Below are 23,315 nucleotides of genomic sequence, written 5' to 3' on the forward strand. Positions count from 1 at the left end.
GCGCTTTTAACCGTCCCGGCGGAACGAGAGGCCATGAGCTTCGAGAAGGAAGACGAGGTCGTGCTCCACGACAAACACAGCGAGTACGACGGCGAGTCGGGCACGATCACGCAGGTGATGGAGACGATGTTCGGCGACGCGACGTACACGGTCAGCTTCGAGGACGGTCAGGAGACGGGCGTCCCCGAGGACGCGCTCGACGCCGTCGAGAGCGAGGAGTAACGCCGCCCCCACTCGTACCGCATGCCGAAAGTCCCCTTCCACTACGTCGATCTCCGGGCGTTCTCGTACGCCACGGAAGACGAAAAACGGGTCGAGCAGGCGCTGTACAACCTCCTGCCCGAGGACGTCGAGCTCGACCGCGTCGAGAACGTGGGCCACCACGGGGACCGGATCGTCGTGCTGTCGGCGCGCGTCGAGCGAGCCGACGAGATGCGACACGTGCTGGACCGGCTGTCCGAACTGAACGACCTCGACCGCGTCCTCGACGAACTCGACGAGCGGGTCAACGACAACTGCGCGCTCTTCTTACGCCTCGACAAGCAGGCGGCGTTCCGCGGCGACGTCAGGCTCGGTCCCGGGCTCACCGTTCGGACGAAGGTCGAGGCGTACCCGGCGAAGAAGGAAACGGCGGTCGAGAACGCCCGCGAGACGCTCTCCCGGTTGGCGGACGCCGACGCCGACGACTGAGCGCCGATCACGGGAGTCGGCTTTCGAGCCGCGCCGACGGTCGCGCCGGACCCGCCGGTCGCGTGTCCGGGTCGCACCCGCGGCGTGACTTTTTCACGCGGCCCGCCGATGCTCTGTCATGAGCGATCCGTTCGTGGTCGTCGGCGCCGACGCGGCGGGGTTGAGCGCGGCCAGTAAGTTCCGACGCGAGGCGCCCGACCGCGAGGTCGTCGTCTTCGAGAAGGGCCGGTGGATCTCGTACGCCTACTGCGGGATGCCGTACTTCGTCGCCGGCTACGTCGACCGGATGTCGGACCTCCTGTCGCTGTCCCCGAGCGAGGTGGACGAGCGGGGGATCGACCTCCGGCGCGACCGCGAGGTCGTCGCCGTCGAGCCCGACGCGAAGCGCGTCACCGTCGAGACGGCCGACGGCGACCGGTTCGAGCAGGCGTACGACGACCTGCTCGTCGCCACCGGCGCGCGCGCGACCACCGGCCCGTTCGACGTGCGCGGCGTCGACGGCGCGTTCACGCTCCACGACATGGACGCGGCGGCCGCCATCGACGCGTACGTCGCCGAGCCGGACGCCTACGACCCGGACCGCGCGGACGTGAGCGCGGTCGACCGCGAGCGAGTCGACCGCAACGCGGCGATGCGGGCGCCCGAGACGGCCGCCGTCGTCGGCGGCGGGTACGTCGGCGTCGAGGTCGCGGAGGCGCTCGCGGAGCGCGGTCTCGACGTCCACGTGTTCCACCGCTCCGGTCACCTCCTGTCGCCGTTCGGCGAGACCGTCGGGAACCGCGTCGAGGAGGCGCTCGAGGCCGAGGGCGTGAGCGTCCACACCGACGCGCCGGTCGACGCGCTCGTCGGAGACGACCGGATCGAGGCGGTCGAGATCGGGGACGAAGCCGACCCCGAGACGGTCCCGGTCGACATGGCGGTCGTCGGCGTCGGGATCCGGCCGAACACCGACCTCCTCGACGGCACCGGCGTCGACCTCGGCGCGGGTGGCGCGATCCGCGTCGACGACCGCGGCCGCACCAGCCTCCCGGACGTGTACGCCGCGGGCGACTGCGCGACCGCGCGCCACGCGGTGACGAGCGAGCCCGACTGGACCCCGCTCGGGCTCACCGCGAACCGCGCCGGCCGGGCCATCGGCGCGACGGTTGCCGGCGACCCGACGCCAGTCGGTGACATCGCGGGCACCGCGGCGGTGAAGGCGTTTGACACGGAGGCCGCCCGCGTCGGGGTTCTCGACCGGGGGAAGGCGGAAGAAGCCGGTTTCGATCCGGTCAGCGAGACGGTGACCGCGGGCTCCCGCTCGGGCTACTACCCCGGCGCGGCCGAGACGGACGTGACGCTCGTCGCCGACCGCGACACGGGGCGACTCCTCGGCGGGAGCATCGTCGGCACCGACCGCGCGGCGATCCGGATCGACACGCTCGCGACCGCGATCGAGTCGGAGATGACCGTCCCCGAGATCGAGCGACTGGACCTCGCGTACGCCCCGCCGTTCAGCCCCGTCTGGGACCCGATACTCGTCGCCGCGAAGGTGCTGAACGGAACCCTCGACGGCTGACGAGCCGAGCCGACCCGCGGCGCGACGCTACCGCGATGCCGCGATCCGGTCGAGGAGGGAGCCGACGACCGCCGAGGCGGCGCCGACCGCGACCGCGACCGCGCCGGCGAGCGCGAGCGGGGCGGTGAACGCGGCGGCGGCCGGGCCGCCGGCGGCGAAGGGCAGCACGTACGGTTCGGGCCCCAGTCCGCGAAGCAGCGTCCCGGCGAACGGACCGTACGCGAGCAGCATCGCCGGGAGCGCGCCGCCGCCCGCCGCGGCGAAGGCGACCGCCCCGACCGCCGTTACCGCGGCGAGGGCCCCGGTGGTCCCCGCGTCGCTGACGCCGACCGCCGCCGTCGCGTCGAACGCGACGTACGACAGCGCGAACCCGACCCCACACCAGACCGCGGCCCGCTCGAAGCCCGACTCGCCGAGGAGCGTCCGCCGCAGCGTCGCGCGTCGGGAGGCGGCCGCGTCCCCCTCGGTCCTCCCCTCGCCCGTCGTTCCGGTCGCGTCGTCGCCCGTCGTTCCGGTCGCGTCGCCGCCCGTCATTCCGGTCGCGTCGCGCCCCGCCCATCGCGGTCGGGGGTGAGGTTGCCGTGTTCGTCGATCTCGCCCGCGACGATCCGCGTCGAGGAGATGCGCTCGCCGTCCTCGGCCGTGACGTGGTCGACGACCACCAGGTCGAGCGGGTCGCGGCCGCGCTCGGCGCGGATCTCGTTGATCCGCTCGCCGCCCGCCTTCGTCTCGGGCGAGACGATCAGCGCGTCGAACTCCGGCTCGACCGCGATGCCGGTCGGCTCGGTCAGCTCTCGGATCTCGTACTCGCGCCCGTGCGCCTCGGCCCGCGGGGCCAACTCCGCCGCCAGGTCGCGCTCGCGCCGGTCGTAGGGACGGACGTACCGCTCGACGTGCCGGGTCTCCGGCGCCAGTTCGTCGGCGGTGAGCCCGACGGTGACGTCACCCAGCTCGAACGCCCGTTCGAACAGCTTGCGGTGACCGTCGTGAACGGGGTCGAACGTACCTCCCAGCGCGACGTTCATGCCTCTCCGTTGCGCGGGTCGAACTTAAAACGTCCCGAACCGCGGTCGGCGCGGAATCGGGTCGGCCGGGACCGCTCAGTTCGCGGACTCGCTCCCGTCCGCGTCGGCCTCCTCGGCGTCACCCTCGTCGGGGTCGTCGTCCTCGACCGCGTCTGGGTCGTCGCCCTCGACCGCGTCTGGGTCGTCATCCTCGGTCGCGTCGGGGTCGTCGCCCTCCCCGCCGACGGATATCTGGACGGGTTCGGCGTCGCCGTCGGGCGACTCGCCGCCGAGGCGCCGGTCGAGGTTGAAAACGGCGTTCAGCTCCGCCTGAACGTCGCCGACGACGCCGCGGACGAGGTCACTGGGCGCGATCGCCTCGTACTCGTAGGGGTTGTTGCCCGCGCCCTCCGCCTTCCGCTTGTCGCGCTCGACGGTGCCCTCGTCGTGGAGTTCCGCGAGCGCCTCGCGGACGGTGCTGGGGTAGAGGCCGGTGCCGTCGGCGACCTCGTCGCTCGTGCTCCGCGGGTTGTCCCGGAGGTAGACGTAGATGCGCGCGCGGGTCTCCGTGTCGAGGACCCACGCGAGGAGGTCGACGACGTTGTCGTCGAACCCCTTTACGGCTCTGTCGGCGCCCTCGCCCAGCCGTTCCTTCGTCTTCCGAAGCTCCTCGCGGGTTCGCTCCGTCGGTGACTCCTCCGGGTCGTCTACCGGCTCCGAAGGCGAATCGTCCGTGGTCATGGCGAAAAGTGGGAGCTACGCGGGCAAAAGGGTTTCTCGTTGCTTTCGTTCCGACGAAACACGCGGACGCGGTCCGCGTCGCGTTTCCGCTCCCGGCGTCAGGCCCGCACGAGGAGGTCGGAACGCAGCGCGTCGGCGCCCGACTCCCCCCGGATCCGGCGCTGGCGCGCCGCCCCGCTCTCCGCCTCGTACACCTCGCGGATGCCGTCGATGCCCAGGCGATCGCACTCCGCCTCGACGATCTCGCCCAGCGGCGTCGTCCCCTCGCCGTCGCGGTCGACGAACGCGGCGTCGTGACCGTGCCGGATCGCGCGCCACTTGTTCTCGTCCAACAGTTCGCGGCGCAGCGTCGGCGGGGACTCGCCGTCCTCGTACCGCGCCGCGTAGTCGACGACCAGCGCGCGGACGTACTCGACCAGGGCGAGCGTGACCTCGGGGTCGCGCTGCGCGTCGGGCGCGCGCACCTCCACGGTGCCGTGGCCCGTGTGGGGGCGCACGTCGAACCACAGCTCGCCGCGGTCCGCGATGGAGTCCGTCTCGACCATCCGGCGCTCGTACCGCCGGAAGGCGTCGAAGTCGTCGAACGCCGACGGGATACCCGTGTTCGGGAGGTTCTCGAACACCTTCGCGCGGGCCGAGGCGAGCCCGGTGTCGAACCCGTTCCAGAACGGGGAGTTGGCCGACAGGGCGAGCAGCACCGGGCAGTGCCACCGCAGGCGGTTCGCGATCCAGACGGCCTTGTCCGCGTCGTCGACGCCGACGTGGACGTGGAGTCCCGCCGTCGTGTTCCGGTGTTGCGGGTACCGGATGCGGTCCAGCTGCGCCTGGTACCGCGGCTTCTCGACGTGATCGAGTTCGCGCCACTTCGCCGTCGGGTGGAGGCCCGCCGCCGCGATCCGGTAGCCGTCCGCGGCGGCGTGGTCGACGAGCGCCTCCCGGACCGTCGCGAGCGCCTCGCGCGCCGCCGCGGGGTCCTCGATCGTCTCGGTCTGGGCCTCTATCGTGCACTCGAACAGCTCGTGGTCGAACCCCTCCGGCACCGCCGCCGGCGGGTCGCGGCCGTACACGAGGTCGTCCGTCCCGGACGTGGGGTGGCCGTCGGCATCGACGATGTAGAACTCCTCTTCGATGCCGAGCGTCCCCATCCGGGAGAACGCGTCCCGCGAACCGAGTTCCATTACGCCCCCGTTCCGCCCCCGCGGTCTTATATCGATTGGAACCCGAAACGGAGCGCCGGTGTCGACAGCGGGCGGGTCAGCGGACGGTTCGCACCGAGAGACGGTGCCGTCGACGCGTCGGGCCGTCCACTACGGGAACTGAGCCGTCCGCCGTCGAGGTTGTCGCCTCTCTGGGTTGAATTTATTATCCTAGAGGCACGTTAGCAGTCATCATGGTGAGAGCGCGTACCAGGGGACGGATCCGTCCGACGACCGAGCCATGACGCTGGGTGAGACCCGGAGATACGACGGAGAGCGAGCGTCGAGCAAGGGCGAACGGGCAGTGGTCCTGGGAGCGAGCATGGCCGGGTTGCTGGCCGCCCGCGTTCTCGACGACGCCTACGAGCGAGTCACGGTCGTCGAACGCGACTCCCTGCCGACGGCTCCCGAGACCAGAGACGGCGTCCCCCAGGGAAAACACGTTCACGTGCTTCTGGAGGCCGGCCGTTCGAGCATCAGTGACCTCTTTCCGGGATACGGGGAGGACCTCGTCGACGCCGGGGCGCTGATCATCGACGTGGGCCAGGAGCTGCGCCACTACGACGAAGGCGGCTATCTGGCTCCGCCGGCGAGGAGGATGGAAATGTACTGCGCGAGCAGGCCCCTCCTGGAGACGGTCGTCCGCCGGCACCTCGCCGAACTGGACGGCGTGACGATCCGTGACAACACGCAGTTCGTCGCTTACCGGACCGACGCCGACGCCGACCGGATCGACGGTGTCCGCGTCAGGGGCGACGACGGGCTCGAGACGCTGGAGGCGGCGGTCGTCGTCGACGCGACGGGTCGGGCCAGTCGAACGCCGGCCTGGCTGGCCGAGAACGGCTACGGCGAGCCGCCGGTCGAGGAGGTCGAGATCGACATGGTCTACAGCACCCTTCGGGTCAACCGTCCGGAGGGCGACCGCCGGATGCCGTTCGTCCCTCAGTCGGCACCCAGGACCCGCGGGGGCGCTGCCTTCCCCGTTGAAGGCGGCGAGTGGGTCGTGACCCTCGGCGGGATGCACGAGACGGACCCGCCCGCCACCGTCGAGGGGTTCCTCCCGTACGCCCGGGAGCTCCCCGTCGAGGACATCGAAACGATTCTCGCCTCGCACGAGGTGGTGTCCGACGGCGTCGAACGGTACCCGTTCCCGTCGAACCGGCGAGTTCGCTACGAGAGTCTGGACCGATTCCCCGGCGGCCTCGTCGTCTTGGGCGACGCGATCGCGAGCTTCAACCCGATCTACGGTCAGGGTATGTCGGTCGCCGCCCTGGAGGCCTTGGCGCTCCACGAAACGCTCGCCTCGAGCGGCGACGGCCCCCTCGGCAAACGGTTCGCCGAGCGGGCGACCGACGTCGTCGACATCGCGTGGCAGATGGCCGTCGGGTCCGACGCGGCCTTCGAAGCGACCGACGGACCGACGCCCCCGGGCGCGTCGATGTTCGATACCTACCTCTCGCGGCTGGTCCGTCAGGCCCACACCGACCCGCGTCTCTCCGAGGCCTTCTACCGCGTCGTCGGGATGGAAATCGCACCCACCGACCTGCTTCGGCCGGGTACCGTCTGGCGGACGGTGACGCCATGAGCGACTCGGAACGGGCGTCGGCGCCGCTCCCCGACGTTCCCGGCATCGAACGGGGGTACCGGGAGGTCAACGGCGTCGAACTCCACACCGTCACCGCCGGCGACCCCGGCGGTCAGCCGGTCGTCCTGCTACACGGGTTCCCCGAGTTCTGGTACGAGTGGCGCGAGTACCTGGACCCGCTGGCTGAGGCCGGCTACCGCGTCGTCGTCCCGGACCAGCGCGGCTACAACCTGAGCGGGAAACCCACCGGGCTCGACGCCTATAGCATCGACACGCTCGCTGCCGATATCGTCGATCTCATCGAGACGACGGGCCGCGAGAGCGCGCACGTCGTGGGGCACGACTGGGGGGCGGCCGTGGCCTGGGACCTGGCGCTGCGCCATCCCGAGTCCGTCGACCGGCTCGGCATCGTCAACGTCCCGCATCCGACCGTCTTCCAACGGACGCTCACCGCCGATCTCACTCAGCTGCGAAACAGTTGGTACATGTTCTTCTTCCAGCTTCCGCTGCTCCCCGAGTGGACGAGCAGTCGGAACCGGTTCGCCTTCTTCGTGAACACGATGGAGGGCGGCTCGCGGCCGGGGACGTTCGACGAACCGGACTTCGAACGCTACCGACGGGCCTGGAGCCGTGCGGACGCCGTCGGCTCGATGATCAACTGGTACCGCGCCCTGTTTCGACGGCGGAGAGATCCGCCCCGAGAACGGGTCGACGCTCCCACGCTCGTGGTCTGGGGCGAGAACGACCAGGCCCTGGTTCCGCGGATGGCCGAGGAAAGCGTCCAGTTCTGCTCGGACGGGCGCCTGGAGCGGTTCCCGGACGCGACTCACTGGGTGCCGCACGAACGTCGCGACCGGGTCGCTGCACTCCTCCTGGAACATCTCGACGGGAGTGCCCCCGCCTGAACGGCGACGCTCTCGCGGCTCTCGGCCGACGCGAGTCCCTCCGTACGGGTGGACGTTTCGCCGCGAGGACACGGGCTACGACGCGCAGTCGGTCCGGTCCCTTACAACGCGCCGCGGGCGCCATCGGACCCGCCTCGCTGTCCGCAGACCGTCGCTCGGCGATGAAACGGACCGCGGAACCGGCAGAAAACGAGTCGGCGGCGCGCGTTCACGCGCCCGATCTCCTCACCCCGATTCTCCGAGTCCGACACCGTCTCCCTTCAGCACAATTCAAGGTGACGACTACGACCATTGGTGCCGCGAGTTCGAGAAGCGCCGTGAGGAGATGCAACAGCGTGGGACGCAAGCTGCACACAACGCCCTGCTTCGCCTCGGAAAGCGGGAAGAAGCGTGGCGGAAGCAGTACATCCACACGGTAGCCAATGAGATCGTTTCGGAAGCCGTCGAACACGACTGCGACGTGATCGCGTTCGAGGACTTGAGCGACATTCGAGAGCGGCTTCCACACGCGAAGTGGCACCACATGTGGGCGTTTCGACGCCTGTACGAGTACGTCGAGTACAAAGCGCCAGAACAAGGCGTCTCCGTGGAGCAAGTTGAGCCGAACCACACGTCCCAACGTTGTTCTCGGACGGACTGTGGGTTCACGCATGAAGACAACCGCCACGGTGAACACTTTGAGTGCCAGAAGTGCGGGTACGAGGTCAACGCGGACTACAATGCGGCGAAGAATATCGGGGTTCGATACGCCCGGAAACAGAGACACAGCCTCCGTTCCTCGCCCAAGTCGGGGAGCGGAGACGCACAAGTAGACGTGCGTGTGAATGGTGGGACGGTGAACGGCGAGAGTTACCAGCCTATTGCTGGCGACTGATTTCCGGGAGTCCACATCAAAGCCCCACCCTCAACGAGCGAACCCCGTATGGGGTGAGCGAAGTAGGGTGGGGTAGTTTACCCGAGGACGTAGCGGAGCTTCGGGAACCGCTCGACGAGCGTCTGCCCGCCGACCTCCAGTTGCTCGATGAAGGCGTCGAGGCCGAGGACGCGGCCCGCGCCGAACGCGGCGACCGTGAGGAACACGACCGCGTAGACGAGCGTCGAGTCGAACAGCGCCAGGAGGTCGCCGCTCCACCCGCCGAGGTAGAACAGCGTCATCTGGAGCGTGCCCCCGAGCGCCGCCAGCCGGACGAACGCGCCGGTGATGAGCGCCGCGCCGACGAGCAGCTGCGTCGCCGGAACGAACACGTTGACGAACTCCATCAGCGCCGCGTTCGACGCCATCGCGGCGTAGATCCCGCTGACCGGGCTCGCGGGGTCGACGTTCGCGAGGTACCCCGCGGCGTCGAACGGCCACTCCGAGACCTTCCCGAGGCCCGCGAACAGGATCATCCCGCCGATGGTCGCCCGGAGCAGGACGATGAACAGCGCCGACAGCGAGTGCGCCTTCCCCAGCAGCGTGATCCCGCCGAACTCCCCGCCGAACTCGTTTGTGTTTTTCGTGGACATAGTGTCTCTCCTCACTTACGAGTACGCCGAACACCCGTATAAATCGGAAAGCGAGTTCCCCCTCGGCGGGACGAATTCGGCCGGGCCCCCTCGTCCGAGGGGATTTTAAATACCACGACCCGAACGCTATCGGCTCCCCTCGTTTACCACGCCTCGCCGCTCGCGAGGTCGACGTCGGCGTCGCCCTTCTCGGAGGGGCAGACGTCCGCGAGCGCGCAGTCGGCGCAGTCGGGGTTGATCGCGGTGCACGTCGCGCGGCCGTGGTCGATCATAAGGTGCGTGAACTGCTGCCAGTCGCGCTCGGGGACGACGTCGAGCAGGTCCTGCTCTATCGACTCGGGGCGTTCCTCCTCCGTGATCCCGAGCCGCCGCGTGATCCGCTGGACGTGGGTGTCGACGACGATCCCTTTGACCACGTCGTGGCCGTGCTGGAGGACGACGTTCGCGGTCTTGCGACCGACGCCTGCGAGGTCCGTCAGCTCCGACATCGTGTCCGGCACCTCGCCGCCGTGCTTCTCCGCGATGTCCGAACACGCCGAGCGGATGTACTTCGCCTTGTTGTTGTAGTAGGTGATGGAGTGTATCGCCTCCGCGAGCTCCTCTTGGGGCGCGTTCGCGTACTCCTCGGGGGTCTCGTAGGTCTCGAACAGGTCGGCGCACACCCCGTTCACGCGCTCGTCGGTACACTGTGCCGAGAGGATCACGGCGATGAGCAGCTCCAGGCGGTTCGAGTAGTTGAGCGAGATGGTCGAGTCGGGGTACTCCTCGTACAGTCGGTCGACGACCTCGTCGACCTGTTCCTCTCGCGAGTCGAGTGGGGTTCCCATACGACTCCCTCCGTCCGGGCGACATTGAACGATCCGACTGGGCGTTCCCCGTTCCGGGTACTCCGACCGTCGCCCGGTCGAGCGGTCCGACGAGCGACTCGACCGAGTAGTAAGACAGTTACCACGCGCCGCGTTTGAGGGCGTATGGACGTACTCGACGTCGCGGCGCGCGCGGCAGCGACCGGGCCGGTGTGCGACGCCTGCCTCGGCCGGCTCGTCGCCGACCGGAGCTTCGGGCTGTCGAACGCCGACCGCGGCTCGGCGCTCCGGGTGTCGCTCGCGCTGCGCGACGACGAGGATCACGAACCCGTCGACACCGCGGACTGCTGGGTGTGCGAGGGGCGCTGCGCCGAGTTCGACGCCTGGGCCGAGCGCGCCGCCGAGGCGGTCGAGGGGATCGAGTTCGCCACGTACAACGTCGGCACCCGACCGCCGCCGCTGATCGAGGAGAACGAGGCGCTGTTGCGCGCGGACGTCGGCCTGGACGAGGACGCGGGCGAGCCGTTCAAATCGGAGTTCAACCGCGAGGTCGGGAAGCGCTTCGGGCGACTCACCGACACCGAGGTCTCCTTCGACCGCCCCGACGTTCAGTTCACGATCGACCTGGCGGAAGAGGAGGTCGACGCGAAGATCAACTCTACCTTCGTCTACGGCCGGTACCGCAAACTGGAGCGCGACATCCCCCAGACCGAGTGGCCCTGCCGCGAGTGTAAGGGCTCCGGGCGGCGGGGCGCCGACCCCTGCGACCACTGCGGCGGCTCCGGCTACCTCTACGACGACAGCGTCGAGGAGTACACCGCACCGGTCGTCGAGGACGTGATGGACGGGACGGAGGCGACGTTCCACGGCGCCGGCCGCGAGGACGTCGATGCCCTGATGCTCGGCACCGGCCGCCCGTTCGTGATCGAGGTCGAGGAGCCCCGCCGGCGTCGGGTCGACACCGACCGCCTCCAGTCCGACATCAACGCGTTCGCGGACGGCGCCGTCGAGGTCGAGGGACTGCGGCTCGCGACCTACGACACGGTCGAGCGCGTGAAGGAACACGACGCCGCCAAGCGCTACCGGGCGCGGGTGACCTTCGACGCCGACGTCGACGCCGACGCCCTCACAGAGGCGGTCGGGGAGCTGGAGGGCGCCACCGTCGAGCAGTACACGCCGAACCGCGTCGACCACCGCCGCGCGAGCATCACCCGCGAGCGCGACGTGTACGAGGCGACCGCCGAACTCGACGACCCGCGCCACGCGACCGTCGAGATCCGCGGCGAGGGGGGACTCTACGTCAAGGAGCTGATATCGAGCGACGAGGGACGCACCGAACCGAGCCTCGCCGGCCTGCTCGGCGTCGGCGCCGAGGTGACCGCCCTCGACGTCCTCGCGGTCGAGGGCGAAGACGAGCCGTTCGAACGCGACGAGTTCTTCCGCGAGTGACGGGTCGCAAGCCGCTGACACGGCGTCTCACGGCGGCGCGGCGTCTCACGGCGCAGACGTACATCTGAACGCGCCGGGAACCAGCGGGATTTATCTGACGAGCGTCAGACGTTCGCGTATGAACGGGAGCGACGCCGACGGTGGGAGCACCCGAAACGGCGGCGCCCGCGGCGGATCGAGCGACTCGACCGCGAGCGGCGATTCCGCCGCCCCGGCCGACCCGCCCGGGGTCGGTGACACCGTGATCCGGCCCGCGGTCGACGACGCCGGCGACGTCTCGGCCGCCGCCGACGTGTCGCTGAAGGGCGCCGACCGCGCGGACCGCCCCGACCGGGTCTCTTCGGTCCTCGTCGCCGTCGGCCCCGGGCCGCACTCGGGGGCGACCGTCGACGTCGCGCGGGAGGTCGCGGCGGCGACCGACGCGTGGCTCGAACTGTTTCACGTCGTCCCCTCCGACGCGGCCCTCGCCGACGCCGACTCCGCGGAGGACGCCGCCGGAACCGTCGCCGCCGTCGGTGACGCGGACGACACCGATTACGCCGCGGCCGGCAGGCGACTCCTCGACGCGGCCGAGGACCGACTCGGCGGGTTCGACCGCGCCGACCGGTGGCTCGTCGAGGACCGCACCGCGGCTGGCGCCATCGTCGAGCAGTCGGCGTACTACGACCTGGTCGTCGTGGGCGCGCCGACGACGGGAACGGTCGGGCGGTTCGTCTTCGGCTCCACCACGGATACGGTCGTCGGCGACGCCGAGGTCCCCGTCGTCGTCGTCGAGGCCGACGGGTCGACAGCGCTCGACGCGGCGTAGGGCCGCGGCAGACGCGCACCCGTCCGGCGCGCGTGCCAGCAGCTCCCATGCTGGCGACAGCGTTAAATTAGTGTACATACTTGTACATCACAACGCGGAATACTACATCGGTGGACACAATGAATCTCAACGACACGGTCGAGCGCGTGACGGACGGGAACGATCTGACCGTAGGGGAGGCGCGCGAGGCCGCGCGACTGGTCTTCGAGGAGGCGACGGAGGCCCAGATCGGTGCGCTGCTGGCCGCGCTCCGCACGAAGGGTGAAACGGAGGCGGAGATCGCGGGCTTCGCGCAGGGGATGCGCGACGCGGCGCGCACGATCGAGCCCGACCGCGAGCCGCTCGTCGACACCTGCGGCACCGGCGGCGACGACTACGACACGATCAACGTCTCGACGACCGCGGCCATCGTCGCCGCGGGCGCCGGGGTGCCGATCGCCAAGCACGGCAACTACTCGGTCTCCTCCTCGTCGGGCAGCGCGGACGTGCTGGAGGTCGCGGGCGCCGACGTCGAGGCCGAACCCCCGGCCGTCGAGGCGGCGATCGAGGAGGACGGGATCGGTTTCATGCTCGCGCCCGTCTTCCACCCGGCGATGAAGGCCGTCATCGGCCCGCGAAAGGAACTCGGAATCCGGACGATATTCAACGTCCTCGGGCCGCTCACCAACCCCGCGGGCGCCGACGCGCAGGTGCTCGGCGTGTACGACCCCGACCTCGTCCCCGTCATCGCGCGGTCGCTCGCGCACATGCCCGTCGAGCGCGCCCTCGTCGTCCACGGGGCCGGGATGGACGAGATCGGGATCCACTCGGAGACGGTCGCCGCCGAGGTCGACGGCGATGACGTGACGGAGTTCACGATCGCGCCCGAGGACCTGGGACTCGACTGCGCGCCCGTCGAGGCGGTCGCGGGCGGGACGCCGGAGGAGAACGCCGCCGACCTGCGCGGGATCGTCGACGGGTCCGTCACCGGGCCGAAGCGCGACCTGATCCTGGCGAACGCGGGCGCCGCGATCTACGTCGCCGGCGAGGCCGACTCGCTCGCGGCGGGCGTCGAGCGGGCGGCCGAGGCGGTCGACTCCGGCGCGGCCGCGGAGAAGTTCGCGGCGCTGTGCGGGGGATCGGCCGCGGAAGTCCCCCCGGAGGACGACGACTGATGGCGCGGGTGAAGATCTGCGGGATCACCCGCGGGGCCGACCTCCGCGCCGCGGTCGAGGCGGGCGCCGACGGCGTCGGCGTCATCACCGAGGTGCCGGTGGACTCGCCGCGCGAGGTCGACCCGGCGACGGCCGCCGAGCTGCTCGCGGACGTCCCCCCGTTCGTCACCGCGACGCTCGTGACGATGCCCGACTCCGCCGAGCGCGCGGTCGAGCTCGTCCGGACGGTCGCCCCCGACGCGATCCAGCTTCACGGCGAGTGGACCGTCGACGAACTGCGGTACGTCCGCGCGGAGACGGAGCGGAAGGTGCTGCTCACGGTCGACGCTGACGATCCGGCCCGGGCCGAGGAGTTCGACGGCGCGGTCGACGCCCTGGTCGTCGACTCCACCGACGACGCGGGCGCGGGCGGCACCGGCGAGACGCACGACTGGCGCGCGACCGGCGAACTCGCCGCCCGGCTCACCACGCCAGTCGTGCTGGCCGGCGGGCTCACGGCCGACACGGTCGCGGAAGCGGTCCGCGTCGCGGACCCCTTCGCGGTCGACGTCGCCTCCGGCGTCGAGATCGAGGGCGGGCGGAAGGACCACAACGCGGTGGCCCGCTTCGTCGCGAACGCGGGGCGGGAGATGGAGCTGGTATGAGCGACGCGGGCCCCTCTCTCGACCGCTCGAAAGCGGCGTTCGTCGACCTCGCGGCCGACGCGGAGAAGCCGGTCGTGGTCCGGGCGTCGGCCTCGATCGACGCCGACGTGTCCCCGCTCGCGGCGTACGCGACCCTGGTCGGTGAGGGCCCGTACGGGTTCCTCTTGGAGTCCGGCGAGAAGGTCGCCTCCAGCGACCCAGACGGCGCGTTCACGGCCGGCTCGAAGGCCGACAGGCACGCCCGCTACTCGTTCGTCGGCTACGACCCCGAGGCGATCGTCTCGGTCCACCCGGACCGCACCGAGGTGACCGAACTCGGGCCCGCGGCCGAGTTCGTCGGCGGGGACGCGGGCGGGGACGCGACCGCCGGGGACCTCGGCCCCGCCGCGGGCGACGCGGTCGACCGCATACGGGCGGCGTTCCCCGACGTGCGCCTGCGCGGGTTCCCCGACACCGACCGTCAGATCCTCTCGGGGGGCTTCGTCGGCTTCCTCGCGTACGAGGCCGTCTACGACCTCTGGCTGGAGGAGGTCGGCGTCGACCGCCCGGAGACTGAGTTCCCGGACGCCGAGTTCGCGCTCACGACCCGGACCGTCGTCTTCGACGAGAAGGAGGACAGCGTCGAACTCGTCTTTACCCCGGTTATCGGCGTCGACGACGACCCGGGAGCGGTGTACGACGACCTGCTCGCGGAGGCCGAGCGCGTCGCGACCGAACTGCGGGAGGCCGGACCGCCGGACCCGGGCGGGATCCAGGTAACCGAGGAATCCGCGGACCCGCGCGAGGAGTACGAGGAGGCGGTTCGAACGGCCAAGCGCCACGTTCTCGACGGCGACATCTATCAGGGCGTGGTCTCGCGCAGCCGCGAGCTCCGCGGCGAGGTCGACTCGCTCGGCCTCTACGCGGCGCTCCGGGACGTGAACCCCTCGCCGTACATGTATGTGCTGCGTCACGACGAGCGGAGCGTCGTCGGCGCCAGCCCCGAGACGCTCGTGTCGGTGAAAGGCGACCGGGTCGTCTCGAACCCGATCGCGGGCACCTGTCCGCGCGGGACCAGCCCGGTCGAGGACCGCCGGCTTGCGGGCGAGATGCTGGCGGACGGGAAGGAGCGCGCCGAGCACACGATGCTCGTCGACCTCGCGCGCAACGACGTGCGGCGCGTCTCGGAGCCCGGCTCCGTCCGCGTCGAGGAGTTCATGAACGTGCTGAAGTACAGCCACGTCCAGCACATCGAGTCGACGGTGACGGGGACGCTCGCCGCGGACGCGGACGCGTTCGACGCGACCCGCGCGACGTTCCCCGCCGGGACGCTCACCGGCGCGCCGAAGGTGCGCGCGATGGAGATCATCGACGACCTCGAGACGACCCCGCGAGAGGCGTACGGCGGCGGCGTCGGCTACTACGCGTGGACCGGCGACGCCGACTTCGCGATCGTGATCCGGACCGCGACGCTCGACGAGTCGAACGACGAGTCGGTCGTGGGCGTGCGCGCCGGCGCCGGCCTCGTCGCGGACTCCGACCCGGCGGCCGAGTACGAGGAGACCGAACAGAAGATGGACGGCGTGTTGACTGCGATCGACGAGATCCGCGAGGGGAACGCGGTGGAAGAGAGGGAAGGCGACGCGGTCGACGGACTCCGGACCGACGGCGAGACCGACGCGGAACCACTCGCCACCGGCTCGGAGGCGGACCGATGAAGGTCGCCGTCGTCGACAACTTCGACTCGTTCACCTACAACCTCGTCGAGTACGTCTCCGACCAGTCGATCGGCGGCGAGCCGGTCGGCGTCGAGGTGTTCAAAAACACCGCGTCGCTCGCGGAAATCGAGGGAGCGGAACCGGACGCGGTGATCATCAGTCCGGGCCCGGGCCACCCGAAAAACGACCGCGACGTGGGCGTGACGACCTCGGTGCTGCGCGACCTCTCTCCGACGGTGCCGACGCTCGGGGTCTGTCTCGGGCTGGAGGCGGCGGTGTACGAGTACGGCGGGACGGTCGGCCACGCCCCCGAGCCGATCCACGGCAAGGCGTTCCCCGTCGACCACGACGGGGAGGGCGTGTTTCGCGGGCTCGACCAGGGGTTCCGGGCCGGCCGCTACCACTCGCTCGCGGCCACCGAGGTGCCGGACGCGTTCGCGGTGACGGCCACCACCGACCACGACGGCGACTCGATCGTGATGGGGATCCGGCACCGAGATCACCCGATCGAGGCGGTCCAGTTCCATCCGGAGAGCGTGTTGACCGCGTCGGGCCACGACCTCATCCGGAACTTCCTCACCGGCGTCTGAGGCACGCCCGCGTCAGGCGTCGTCGCTCTCGGACGGCTCCTCGCCCGATTTCGGGTCGGCTTCCGCTCCACCCTCGGGTTCAGTCTCCCCTCCGGACCCCGTTTCCTCGTCGGGTTCCGCTTTCTCGCCCTTCTCGTCGACTCCCCGTCCGGCGAGTCCGACGAGGTGGCCGACCTCGGGGAGGATCACCTCGTCGACCCCGAGCCGGACCGCGTTCTCCGAGCCGGGGAGACAGAAGACCGGAGTCGCGGAGACGACGCCGGCGGTCGCGCGCGAGCCGATGGTCCGCGTGCCGATCTCCTCGTGGGAGAGCCGGCGGAACAGCTCGCCGAACCCCGGGAGCCGCTTCGCGAACAGCCCGCGTACCGCCTCCGGCGTGACGTCGTCCGGCGTGACGCCCGTGCCGCCGGCCGTCACCACCGCGTCGGTGTCTTTCCGGCGAGCGAGTCTGTCGACGGTCCCCTGAACGCTGTCGTAGTCGTCGTCGATCAGCTCGCGGACGGCGACCTCGTGGCCCGCGTCCTCGAAGGCGGCCGCGACGTAGTCGCCGGCCGGGTCCTCGTCCGCGCTGCGCGACGTGGAGACGGTGACGACCGCGACCCCGACCGAGTCGACGTCGTGGTCGTGATGGTCCCCGTGGTCGTGGTCGTGACGGTCCCCGTGGTCGTGGTCGTGACGGTCCCCGTGGTCGTGGTCGTGACGGTCCTCGTGGTCGTGGTCGTGACGGTCCTCGTCGCTGGCGTCGTCGCGGTCGGTCATGACTCCGCGTTCGGTCGCCCCGTCAAAACACCTCCCGGTCGAGGGAGCCGAGATCGCGGCCGCCGAGTTAGGGCCAGTCGTCGCGGGACTGCTCCTCGGCCGGTTCGGCCGCCGCCTCGCCGGTCGCGAGCGTCCACCCCGCGGCCTCCGCGGCGTCTTCGACGTGGAGGAACTCCCAGCCGGTCGCGTCCGCGACCGCCTCGTCCTCCTCGTCGACGCCCACGAAGACGTGTCGGTCCGTGTCGAACTGTTGGCTGATGTTCTCCAAGCTCTCCTCGACGCCTCGCGGGCCGGAGAAGAAGTCCTGACGCACGCGGTGTTTCCGCGTGAAGTTCGTGACGACGTACGTCGGCTTCTCGCTGACGACGCCGACGTACTCGGTCCACTGCCGGGCGTTGTTGAACACCGCGTTGGGGTCCGCGAGGGCTTTCAGCGCGTCCAACTCGAACGCCAGCGTCATGTCGGTGGATCCGCCGCTGTCCATGCGCCCGCTTGCCCCCGACCGGCGAAAACAACTTCGCTTCCGCGGGGGCGACGCCTCAACCGCTCACTGAGATCCGAGCGCCGTCACCACGTCCGACCCCCTCAGCGCGACCGGATCAGGTAGTAGTCGGTGAACTTCACCACGTCGCCGTCGTCGAGCTCACCGATCTCCGGCGCCGTCCACGGCTCGCCCGCCAACTCCCGCACGACGCCCTGCTCGTCGTCGCTCAGCTCGTCGTAGTGACGGACCCGCGCGTCGGACGGGATCCGACCGGTGCGGCGGAGCCGTACCCGTCGCCCGGTGTCTCTAAGTGACATGTGGTACCATATACCATGGTTGATCATAAACGTTTCGCGACGAGCGTCGGCCGAGTGCCCTCCCCGGTCCGCGAGCGCCCCGCCCGCGGCTCAGTCGTCGGCCTTGGGGAGAGTGAGCGAGACCACGGTACCGCGGGGCTCCGCGTCCGCGACCGCGGCGTCGCCGCCGGACTGCTGGACGACCCAGTAGACGAGCCACAGGCCGAGCCCGCTGCCGTGGTATAGCGCGTCGACCGCCGTGCCGTCGACGAGCACGTCTCGGTTCATCTGGTTCAGTCCCGGCCCGTCGTCCGCGATCCGTATCTCGACCGACTCGGGTCGCGGTTCGACGGACACCGTCACCGTCGGCTGCTCTCGGTCGTGATGAATGACCGCGTTCCGGATCAGCTCGTCTATCGCCCGCGAGAGCCACGTCGTCGCCGACGCCGTCGCGACACCGTCGTCCGGCGCCGACCCCTCGATCGTCGCGTCCGGGAATTCCTCGGCCCGCGCGGCGACTACCTCTCGGACCACACGTCCGACATCGACCGGCTCCGTCTCCGGCGCGTCGCTCAGTATCTCGGTGATGTGGTGGGCCTTCTCGCTCGTTTCCAAGAGGTCGTCCGCCCGCGAGACGACGTACTCGGCCGCTGCCGCGGGGTCTGCGGTCCCGGCGGCGATCTGCTCCGCTCGCCCGCGGACGACCGTCAGCGCGTTCCGGAGGTTGTGCTGGAGGACCCGGTCGACGACCCGAAGCTGTCGCGCGCGGTTCTCGCTGTCCGTCACGTCCCGAAGCACGCCGACGACCCCGGCGGGCTCGCCGTCGTCGGGGCCTCCGAGCGGGTAGTACCGAACGTCGAACGTCCGCCTGCCGCGGGTCGGGTGCGTCCGCGTCGTCCGGTACTCCACCGACTCGCCCCGGAGCGCGCGCTCCACCTGTCGCTCGACGTCCTCGTAGCCGTCGGCCGGGACCACGTCGGCGAGCGTCAGGTCCGTCACGTCGCGGTCCTCGAGCCCGTGGTACTCGCGGTACTGCGGGTTCGCGAACAGGAGCCGCCCGTCGCGGTCGACCGCCGCGATGAGGTCCGTCGCGCCGTTGATCGCGCGCTCGTACCGCTCCAACTCCCGTTCGCGCTCCTTGCGGTCGGTGACGTTCCGACAGATGGCGAAGGTGCCGGCGAGGTCGCCGTCGGCGTCGTAGTAGGGGTACCGCTGCGTGCTGAACGTCGCCTCCCGATCGGTCTCCGGAAACGTCGGTGAGACCTCGTACTCGGCCATCTCCTCGGCGTCGAGCACGCTCTGGCGGCGCTCGTCGACCTCGCCCGCCGTCTCCGCGTCCATGAACGCGAACTCGTCGGTCCCGTACAGCGCCTCGCGGTCGACGCCAGCGAACTCGCTTACGGCCTCGTTCAACAGCTCGAACTCCCCGTCGCGGTTCTGGAGGAGGACGGGGTCGTCGAGCCGCTCGACGATGTCCCGGTACTGTTTCAGCTGGCCCATCGCCGCCTTCCGCGCCGTGACGTCCGTCTGGATCGCGACGAACCGGGACACCTCGCCGTCGTCGCCGACCACGGGCGCGATCGTCTGGTGGGCGCGGTACGGCTCGCCGTCTCGCCGTCGGTCGATTATCTCCTCCTCCCACACCTCGCCGTCCAGCAGGGTTGACCACAGCGCGTCGAAGTACTCGTCCGGCATCTCGCCGGAGTTGAGTATCGCCGGGGTCTCGCCGAGGACCTCCTCGGACTCGTAGCCAGTATGATCGGTGAACGCCGGGTTGACGTACTCGATCGTCCCGTCGACGTCGGTGATGTAGATGGCGTGGCCGGCGTGTTCGACGAGGTTGCGGAACGTCTCCAGCGTCTCTCCGCCGGCTTCGTCGACGCCGTCGCGAAATATCCCCGTGTAGACGGCGTCGCGGTCGCCGGTCGCCCCGTCGGGGACGCCGCCGCTTCCGTCGCCTCCGCGCTCGTCTCCCGTCGCGTGTTCGTGGAATCGGACGGAGAAGGTCACGGTGTGCCCGGCCGCGTGTCGGACCGGAACGGAGAAGCTCCCGCGGTCGTCGAGCCCCTCGACCCGCGCGAACCGCTCGCGGACCGATCGGGCGCGTCCGTCCGCGGCCTCCGAGGCCACGAGGGAGGCGAGGTCGCGGCCGCGAAGGCCGGCCGGATCGTACCCGAGAACCGCCTCGGTGGCGGGGTTCGCGTAGACGACCGTCCCCTCCCGGTCGACGGAGACGACCGGATCGGAACACCCCTCGACGAAGGAGGCGAAGAAGCCGGCCGGAGGCCCTTGTGATCCGGGTGACATATAAACGAGATAGCGCGTCGACGGTGAAAAGCACCGTGGCACGTCGCTGGCCGCGAATCCGTCGCCGCGATCGGTGTTCGTCGAGACGGGGCGGGGGTCGGTTGGCTACTGCTCGGTCGGGGCCGCCAGATCGTCTACCGAGAACCCGGGCTCCATGAGGGCGTCCGTCTGGTCGCTGACGTCGCGACCCTCGCGCATCAGCTGTTTGAACGCCGACTGCGGCGAGAGGTCGCCGATGAGCACGCCGCCGACGACCTTGCCGTCCTTCAGCGCGACGCGGCGCCACTCGCCGTCGGCGGTGGTCGCCTCCACCGAGTCCTCGCCGAGCGTCGGATGGCCGAACGAGAGGAAGGGGAAGTCGAAGTGGGTGATCGAGTACGAGGAGACCCACTCGAACGCCTCGCTGCCGTATTCGACCATGTTGCGGGCGGCGATCGTTCCCTGCTCTTTGGCCGAGCCCCACGAGCCGTTCTTCGCCCGCTCGCCCAGGATGAGGTCGTTGAACGTGGTGATGTCGCCCGCGGCGAACACGTTGTCGATGTCGGTGCGCATGAACTCGTCGACGACGATGCCGTCGTCGAGCGCCAGCGGCGTGTCCTCGACGAGCTCGGTGTTGAAGTTCAGCCCGATGGCGACGCCCGCGAAGTCGCACTCGTGGCGCTCGCCGTTCGGGTCGACCGCGGCCTCGACGCGGCCGTCGTCGTCGACCTCGAAGTGGTCCACGCCGGATCCGAAGACGGGCTCGACGCCGCGCTCGCGCATCGCCTCGTGCATGATCTCCGCGCCCTCCTCGGAGAGCGCGTAGCGCCACCAGTTGTCGCCGCGCATCAGATACTTCGCCTCGACGTCCTGCGCGCCGCAGATGGCCGCGAAGTCGATCCCGAGCAGGCCGGCGCCGACGATGACGCCCGTCTCCGCGCCCTCCACGCTCTCCTTGATGTTACGGGCGTCCTGGAACGTCCAGAAGTGGTGGATCCCGTCGGCGTCGGCGTTCTCGACCGGGAGCTGCTGAGGCGTGCCCCCGATCGCGAGCAGGAGGGAGTCGTACTCGAACGTCTCCCCGTCGTGGGTGTGAACCGCGTCGTTCTCGACGTCGATGTCGACGACGACCGTGTTGAGGCGGAGGTCCACGTCGTGGTCGTCGTACCAGTCTTCCTGATGGATCGAGATCGGGGCCTCGGGGAGCTTCCCCTTCGCGTACTCCTTGATCAGAATCCGGTTGTAGAGGGACTCACCCTCGTCAGTGAGAACCGTGATCTCGGCGTCGGGCGCTTCCTCGCGGAGCGTTTCGGCCGCGGACGCGCCCGCGATACCGTCACCGATGATCACGTACGAATCGCTCATAGCCGGCCGTTCGGATTCATGGTTAATGTGGGTTGTCATCCGCGTCCGGGGGCGTGAGAACGGGCGACACGACCCGCGAAAACGCGAACGAAGGCGCCGTTCGCGGTGGTACCGCGATCCGTTTCAGCATACTTCGAGGTGGAGCCTCCGGCCTCAAGGAGCGACCGAAGGGAGCGAGTAGACCGGAGAGAAAACCGACATGCTACTGAGCAACCGTTAAGTTACACTCCATCGTACTGCCAATCAGTGCTGTGCTGGCACAAGTCCCGCGCAGTACGGGCCGTAGTAGCCCGGCCCAAGATGGTGAGTTCGCCGACCCCGAAGGGCGTTCGGTAGGCGGGGCGCATAAAACGCCCCGTCGCGCCAACTGACGGCGAGGACCGCATCAAAGTCCCACCCTCAACGAGCGAACCCCTCGGGGCGAGCGAAGTAGGGTGAGGTCGGTTACTGGTCCGCGCCCGCCGGTTCCGCGGGGAAATCCTTCTCGCCCGCCTCGATCGCGACGTCGAGCCAGTTCTCCGTCGGGACGAGCGGGCACTCGTACGCGTGGTTGTACGCGCACGTCGGATTGTACGCGAGGTTGAAGTCCACCACCCACTCGCCGTCGACGCGGTCGCGGTCGGGCTCCAGATCGAGGTACCGCCCCGCGCCGTACGTGGCCTCGCCGCTGGTCGCGTCGCGGAACGGCACCCAGAAGCGGTCGGCGCCGTCGGCCGGCCGATACGCCTGAAGGGTCACCGACTCCCCGCCGACCTCGAAGCGGAACTCGCCCCAGCGGCGGTACGTCTGCTCGCCGTCGGCGGTCGTCTCGACGGTCACGGTCTCCTTTTCGTCGTGCTCGTGAAGCGGGAGGCGGAACCGGTACGCCGGGTCCGGGTCGAAGTAGGCCAGCCCCGGGAACGCGTCGCCCCGCATCGAGACCGGCAGCGGCGACCGCGCCGACTCGCGGAACCGTTTCGTCTTCGCCTCCCGCTGTGCCTCCACCTGCGCCGCCCAGTCCTCGTCGCCCTCGTCAGACTCCATGTCTACCGCAATCTTGTCCCCTGGGCGCAATAACAGTTCCGCGGCGGGACCGGGCGCACACACGGCCGCGCGCCCAGTCGCTGACGGGAGTGTGGACGGGCGCCGCGGTCGCGACGCCACAGATTCAAGAGCGTCCCGGCCCAACCGGACGTATGAAAATCCGGCAGAACATCCGCCACTGGGCCGCCAAGAAGGCGTTGACCACGCCGGTCGTCGGCGACGTCGCCAACGACAAGCTCGTCGACCTCCACACGAGCATCTTCCTCAACAAGGCCGACGAAGACCGGCGGGAAGAGCGCCGCGACCACCTCGACAGCTTCTTCGACGCGACGATGGACGCGTACGTCGCCGCCTTGGAGGCCGGGTTCCCGGAGGCCGAGGCCCGCGAGATCACCCACGTCCAGGCGAACTTCGACTTCTTCAACCACGGCTGGACGGAGATGATGGAGATCCCGGGCGACGAGTTAGAGGCCCACTACCGCCGGTACGAGTCGTTCTTCTCGGAGTACGGGATCACCATCGACGACCCGCTGGGCGAGTTCCGGCCGCCCGGCGGCGTCGTCGAGGCGCCGGCGACCCCGGCGAGGCTCGACGAGCCCGAGTACGAGAACGCGCTGGCCGGCTTCGCGGACGACGTGTACGTCGAGACCGACGACGGGGAGACGGTCGTCGGGGGCGACACGGAGGAGCCGGACGAGGTCGACGCCGCGACCGCGCCCGGTCTCGACGAGGACGAGGCGAGCGCCTGAGCGCGGTCGCCCTCCGGGCA

Annotated in this window: 24 protein-coding genes and 1 pseudogene; 13 read left to right on the forward strand and 12 right to left on the reverse strand. The window is 70.1% G+C overall.

What is annotated here, in order from left to right:
* The first annotated feature begins 33 nt into the window (after nucleotides 1-33).
* The 3 genes from EXE45_RS06565 (at nucleotide 34) to EXE45_RS06575 (ending at nucleotide 2,248) form a co-directional block, all read left to right on the forward strand.
* A complete protein-coding gene (locus EXE45_RS06565) occupies nucleotides 34-222 on the forward strand; it encodes a hypothetical protein (RefSeq protein WP_006113388.1) in 189 nt (62 codons plus the stop codon).
* Between the two features lie 21 nt (nucleotides 223-243).
* Nucleotides 244-690 carry an RNA-binding protein gene (locus EXE45_RS06570; RefSeq protein ID WP_092921727.1) on the forward strand — a complete coding sequence of 149 codons (447 nt, stop codon included), beginning with the start codon at nucleotides 244-246 and terminating at the stop codon, nucleotides 688-690.
* 118 nt (nucleotides 691-808) lie between these two features.
* Nucleotides 809-2,248, forward strand: coding sequence for an FAD-dependent oxidoreductase (locus tag EXE45_RS06575; RefSeq protein ID WP_137693861.1), 1,440 nt, complete (start codon nucleotides 809-811; stop codon nucleotides 2,246-2,248).
* 27 nt (nucleotides 2,249-2,275) lie between these two features.
* On the opposite strand, the gene EXE45_RS06580 is transcribed toward EXE45_RS06575, so the two are convergent.
* The 4 genes from EXE45_RS06580 to EXE45_RS06595 form a co-directional block, all read right to left on the reverse strand.
* Nucleotides 2,276-2,782 carry a hypothetical protein gene (locus EXE45_RS06580; RefSeq protein WP_137693862.1) on the reverse strand — a complete coding sequence of 169 codons (507 nt, stop codon included), beginning with the start codon at nucleotides 2,780-2,782 and terminating at the stop codon, nucleotides 2,276-2,278.
* A complete protein-coding gene (locus EXE45_RS06585) occupies nucleotides 2,779-3,273 on the reverse strand; it encodes a phosphopantetheine adenylyltransferase (protein WP_137693863.1) in 495 nt (164 codons plus the stop codon). Before EXE45_RS06585 ends, EXE45_RS06580 begins: the two co-directional genes overlap by 4 nt.
* 75 nt (nucleotides 3,274-3,348) lie before the next feature.
* Complete coding sequence (locus tag EXE45_RS06590; protein ID WP_137693864.1) at nucleotides 3,349-3,993, reverse strand: winged helix-turn-helix domain-containing protein; 645 nt, start codon at nucleotides 3,991-3,993, stop codon at nucleotides 3,349-3,351.
* Nucleotides 3,994-4,091: 98 nt separating this feature from the next.
* Nucleotides 4,092-5,171 carry a glutamate--cysteine ligase gene (locus EXE45_RS06595; protein WP_092921737.1) on the reverse strand — a complete coding sequence of 360 codons (1,080 nt, stop codon included), beginning with the start codon at nucleotides 5,169-5,171 and terminating at the stop codon, nucleotides 4,092-4,094.
* 259 nt (nucleotides 5,172-5,430) lie between these two features.
* Between EXE45_RS06595 and EXE45_RS06600 the strand changes: the two genes are divergently transcribed.
* The 3 genes and pseudogenes from EXE45_RS06600 to EXE45_RS06610 form a co-directional block, all read left to right on the forward strand.
* Entirely contained in the window at nucleotides 5,431-6,774 is a 1,344-nt protein-coding gene (locus tag EXE45_RS06600) for an NAD(P)/FAD-dependent oxidoreductase (RefSeq protein WP_137693865.1), read from the forward strand.
* A complete protein-coding gene (locus EXE45_RS06605) occupies nucleotides 6,771-7,679 on the forward strand; it encodes an alpha/beta fold hydrolase (RefSeq protein ID WP_092921741.1) in 909 nt (302 codons plus the stop codon). Before EXE45_RS06600 ends, EXE45_RS06605 begins: the two co-directional genes overlap by 4 nt.
* 271 nt (nucleotides 7,680-7,950) lie before the next feature.
* A pseudogene (locus EXE45_RS06610) lies at nucleotides 7,951-8,553 on the forward strand (RNA-guided endonuclease InsQ/TnpB family protein); the annotation flags it as partial.
* A gap of 77 nt (nucleotides 8,554-8,630) precedes the next feature.
* On the opposite strand, the gene EXE45_RS06615 reads toward EXE45_RS06610, so the two are convergent.
* Entirely contained in the window at nucleotides 8,631-9,185 is a 555-nt protein-coding gene (locus EXE45_RS06615; RefSeq protein WP_092921743.1) for a DoxX family protein, read from the reverse strand.
* A gap of 143 nt (nucleotides 9,186-9,328) precedes the next feature.
* Complete coding sequence (nth, locus tag EXE45_RS06620; protein ID WP_137693866.1) at nucleotides 9,329-10,012, reverse strand: endonuclease III; 684 nt, start codon at nucleotides 10,010-10,012, stop codon at nucleotides 9,329-9,331.
* Between the two features lie 144 nt (nucleotides 10,013-10,156).
* On the opposite strand from nth, the gene EXE45_RS06625 reads away from it, so the two are divergent.
* The 6 genes from EXE45_RS06625 (at nucleotide 10,157) to trpG (ending at nucleotide 16,333) form a co-directional block, all read left to right on the forward strand.
* The gene (locus EXE45_RS06625; RefSeq protein ID WP_137693867.1) at nucleotides 10,157-11,440 is read left to right on the forward strand and encodes a tRNA pseudouridine(54/55) synthase Pus10; all 1,284 of its coding nucleotides are present in this window, start codon (nucleotides 10,157-10,159) and stop codon (nucleotides 11,438-11,440) included.
* A gap of 118 nt (nucleotides 11,441-11,558) precedes the next feature.
* Nucleotides 11,559-12,248: a universal stress protein gene (locus EXE45_RS06630; RefSeq protein WP_092921749.1), complete on the forward strand. Its 690-nt coding sequence runs from the start codon at nucleotides 11,559-11,561 to the stop codon at nucleotides 12,246-12,248.
* A gap of 119 nt (nucleotides 12,249-12,367) precedes the next feature.
* On the forward strand, nucleotides 12,368-13,402 hold the full coding sequence (trpD, locus tag EXE45_RS06635) for an anthranilate phosphoribosyltransferase (RefSeq protein ID WP_137693868.1): 1,035 nt from the start codon (nucleotides 12,368-12,370) through the stop codon (nucleotides 13,400-13,402).
* Nucleotides 13,402-14,046, forward strand: a complete 645-nt coding sequence (locus EXE45_RS06640; RefSeq protein ID WP_092921753.1) for a phosphoribosylanthranilate isomerase — start codon at nucleotides 13,402-13,404, stop codon at nucleotides 14,044-14,046. The genes trpD and EXE45_RS06640 overlap by 1 nt, the downstream gene beginning before the upstream one ends.
* Nucleotides 14,043-15,743 (forward strand): anthranilate synthase component I, encoded by a 1,701-nt coding sequence (trpE, locus tag EXE45_RS06645; RefSeq protein ID WP_137693869.1) that lies wholly within the window; start codon nucleotides 14,043-14,045, stop codon nucleotides 15,741-15,743. Before EXE45_RS06640 ends, trpE begins: the two co-directional genes overlap by 4 nt.
* Entirely contained in the window at nucleotides 15,740-16,333 is a 594-nt protein-coding gene (gene trpG, locus EXE45_RS06650; protein WP_092921757.1) for an anthranilate synthase component II, read from the forward strand. The genes trpE and trpG overlap by 4 nt, the downstream gene beginning before the upstream one ends.
* 12 nt (nucleotides 16,334-16,345) lie before the next feature.
* On the opposite strand, the gene EXE45_RS06655 is transcribed toward trpG, so the two are convergent.
* The 6 genes from EXE45_RS06655 to EXE45_RS06680 all read right to left on the reverse strand — a co-directional run bounded on the left by EXE45_RS06655 (nucleotide 16,346) and on the right by EXE45_RS06680 (nucleotide 22,546).
* Complete coding sequence (locus tag EXE45_RS06655) at nucleotides 16,346-17,092, reverse strand: molybdenum cofactor biosynthesis protein B (protein ID WP_137693870.1); 747 nt, start codon at nucleotides 17,090-17,092, stop codon at nucleotides 16,346-16,348.
* Between the two features lie 67 nt (nucleotides 17,093-17,159).
* Entirely contained in the window at nucleotides 17,160-17,576 is a 417-nt protein-coding gene (locus EXE45_RS06660; RefSeq protein ID WP_092921761.1) for a hypothetical protein, read from the reverse strand.
* A 101-nt stretch (nucleotides 17,577-17,677) separates the two neighbouring features.
* Nucleotides 17,678-17,893 (reverse strand): hypothetical protein, encoded by a 216-nt coding sequence (locus EXE45_RS06665; RefSeq protein WP_137693871.1) that lies wholly within the window; start codon nucleotides 17,891-17,893, stop codon nucleotides 17,678-17,680.
* A gap of 90 nt (nucleotides 17,894-17,983) precedes the next feature.
* The gene (locus EXE45_RS06670; RefSeq protein ID WP_137693872.1) at nucleotides 17,984-20,179 is read right to left on the reverse strand and encodes a PAS domain S-box protein; all 2,196 of its coding nucleotides are present in this window, start codon (nucleotides 20,177-20,179) and stop codon (nucleotides 17,984-17,986) included.
* Between the two features lie 105 nt (nucleotides 20,180-20,284).
* Complete coding sequence (locus EXE45_RS06675; protein WP_092921767.1) at nucleotides 20,285-21,523, reverse strand: NAD(P)/FAD-dependent oxidoreductase; 1,239 nt, start codon at nucleotides 21,521-21,523, stop codon at nucleotides 20,285-20,287.
* 444 nt (nucleotides 21,524-21,967) lie between these two features.
* Nucleotides 21,968-22,546 (reverse strand): DUF1684 domain-containing protein, encoded by a 579-nt coding sequence (locus tag EXE45_RS06680; RefSeq protein ID WP_092921770.1) that lies wholly within the window; start codon nucleotides 22,544-22,546, stop codon nucleotides 21,968-21,970.
* 152 nt (nucleotides 22,547-22,698) lie between these two features.
* Here EXE45_RS06680 and EXE45_RS06685 point away from each other — a divergent pair, with 152 nt between their 5' ends.
* A complete protein-coding gene (locus EXE45_RS06685) occupies nucleotides 22,699-23,295 on the forward strand; it encodes a DUF6149 family protein (RefSeq protein WP_092921772.1) in 597 nt (198 codons plus the stop codon).
* Nucleotides 23,296-23,315 lie beyond the last annotated feature (20 nt).

It is taken from the genome of Halorubrum sp. SP9, assembly GCF_005435015.1.
Classification (GTDB): Archaea; Halobacteriota; Halobacteria; order Halobacteriales; family Haloferacaceae; genus Halorubrum; species Halorubrum sodomense.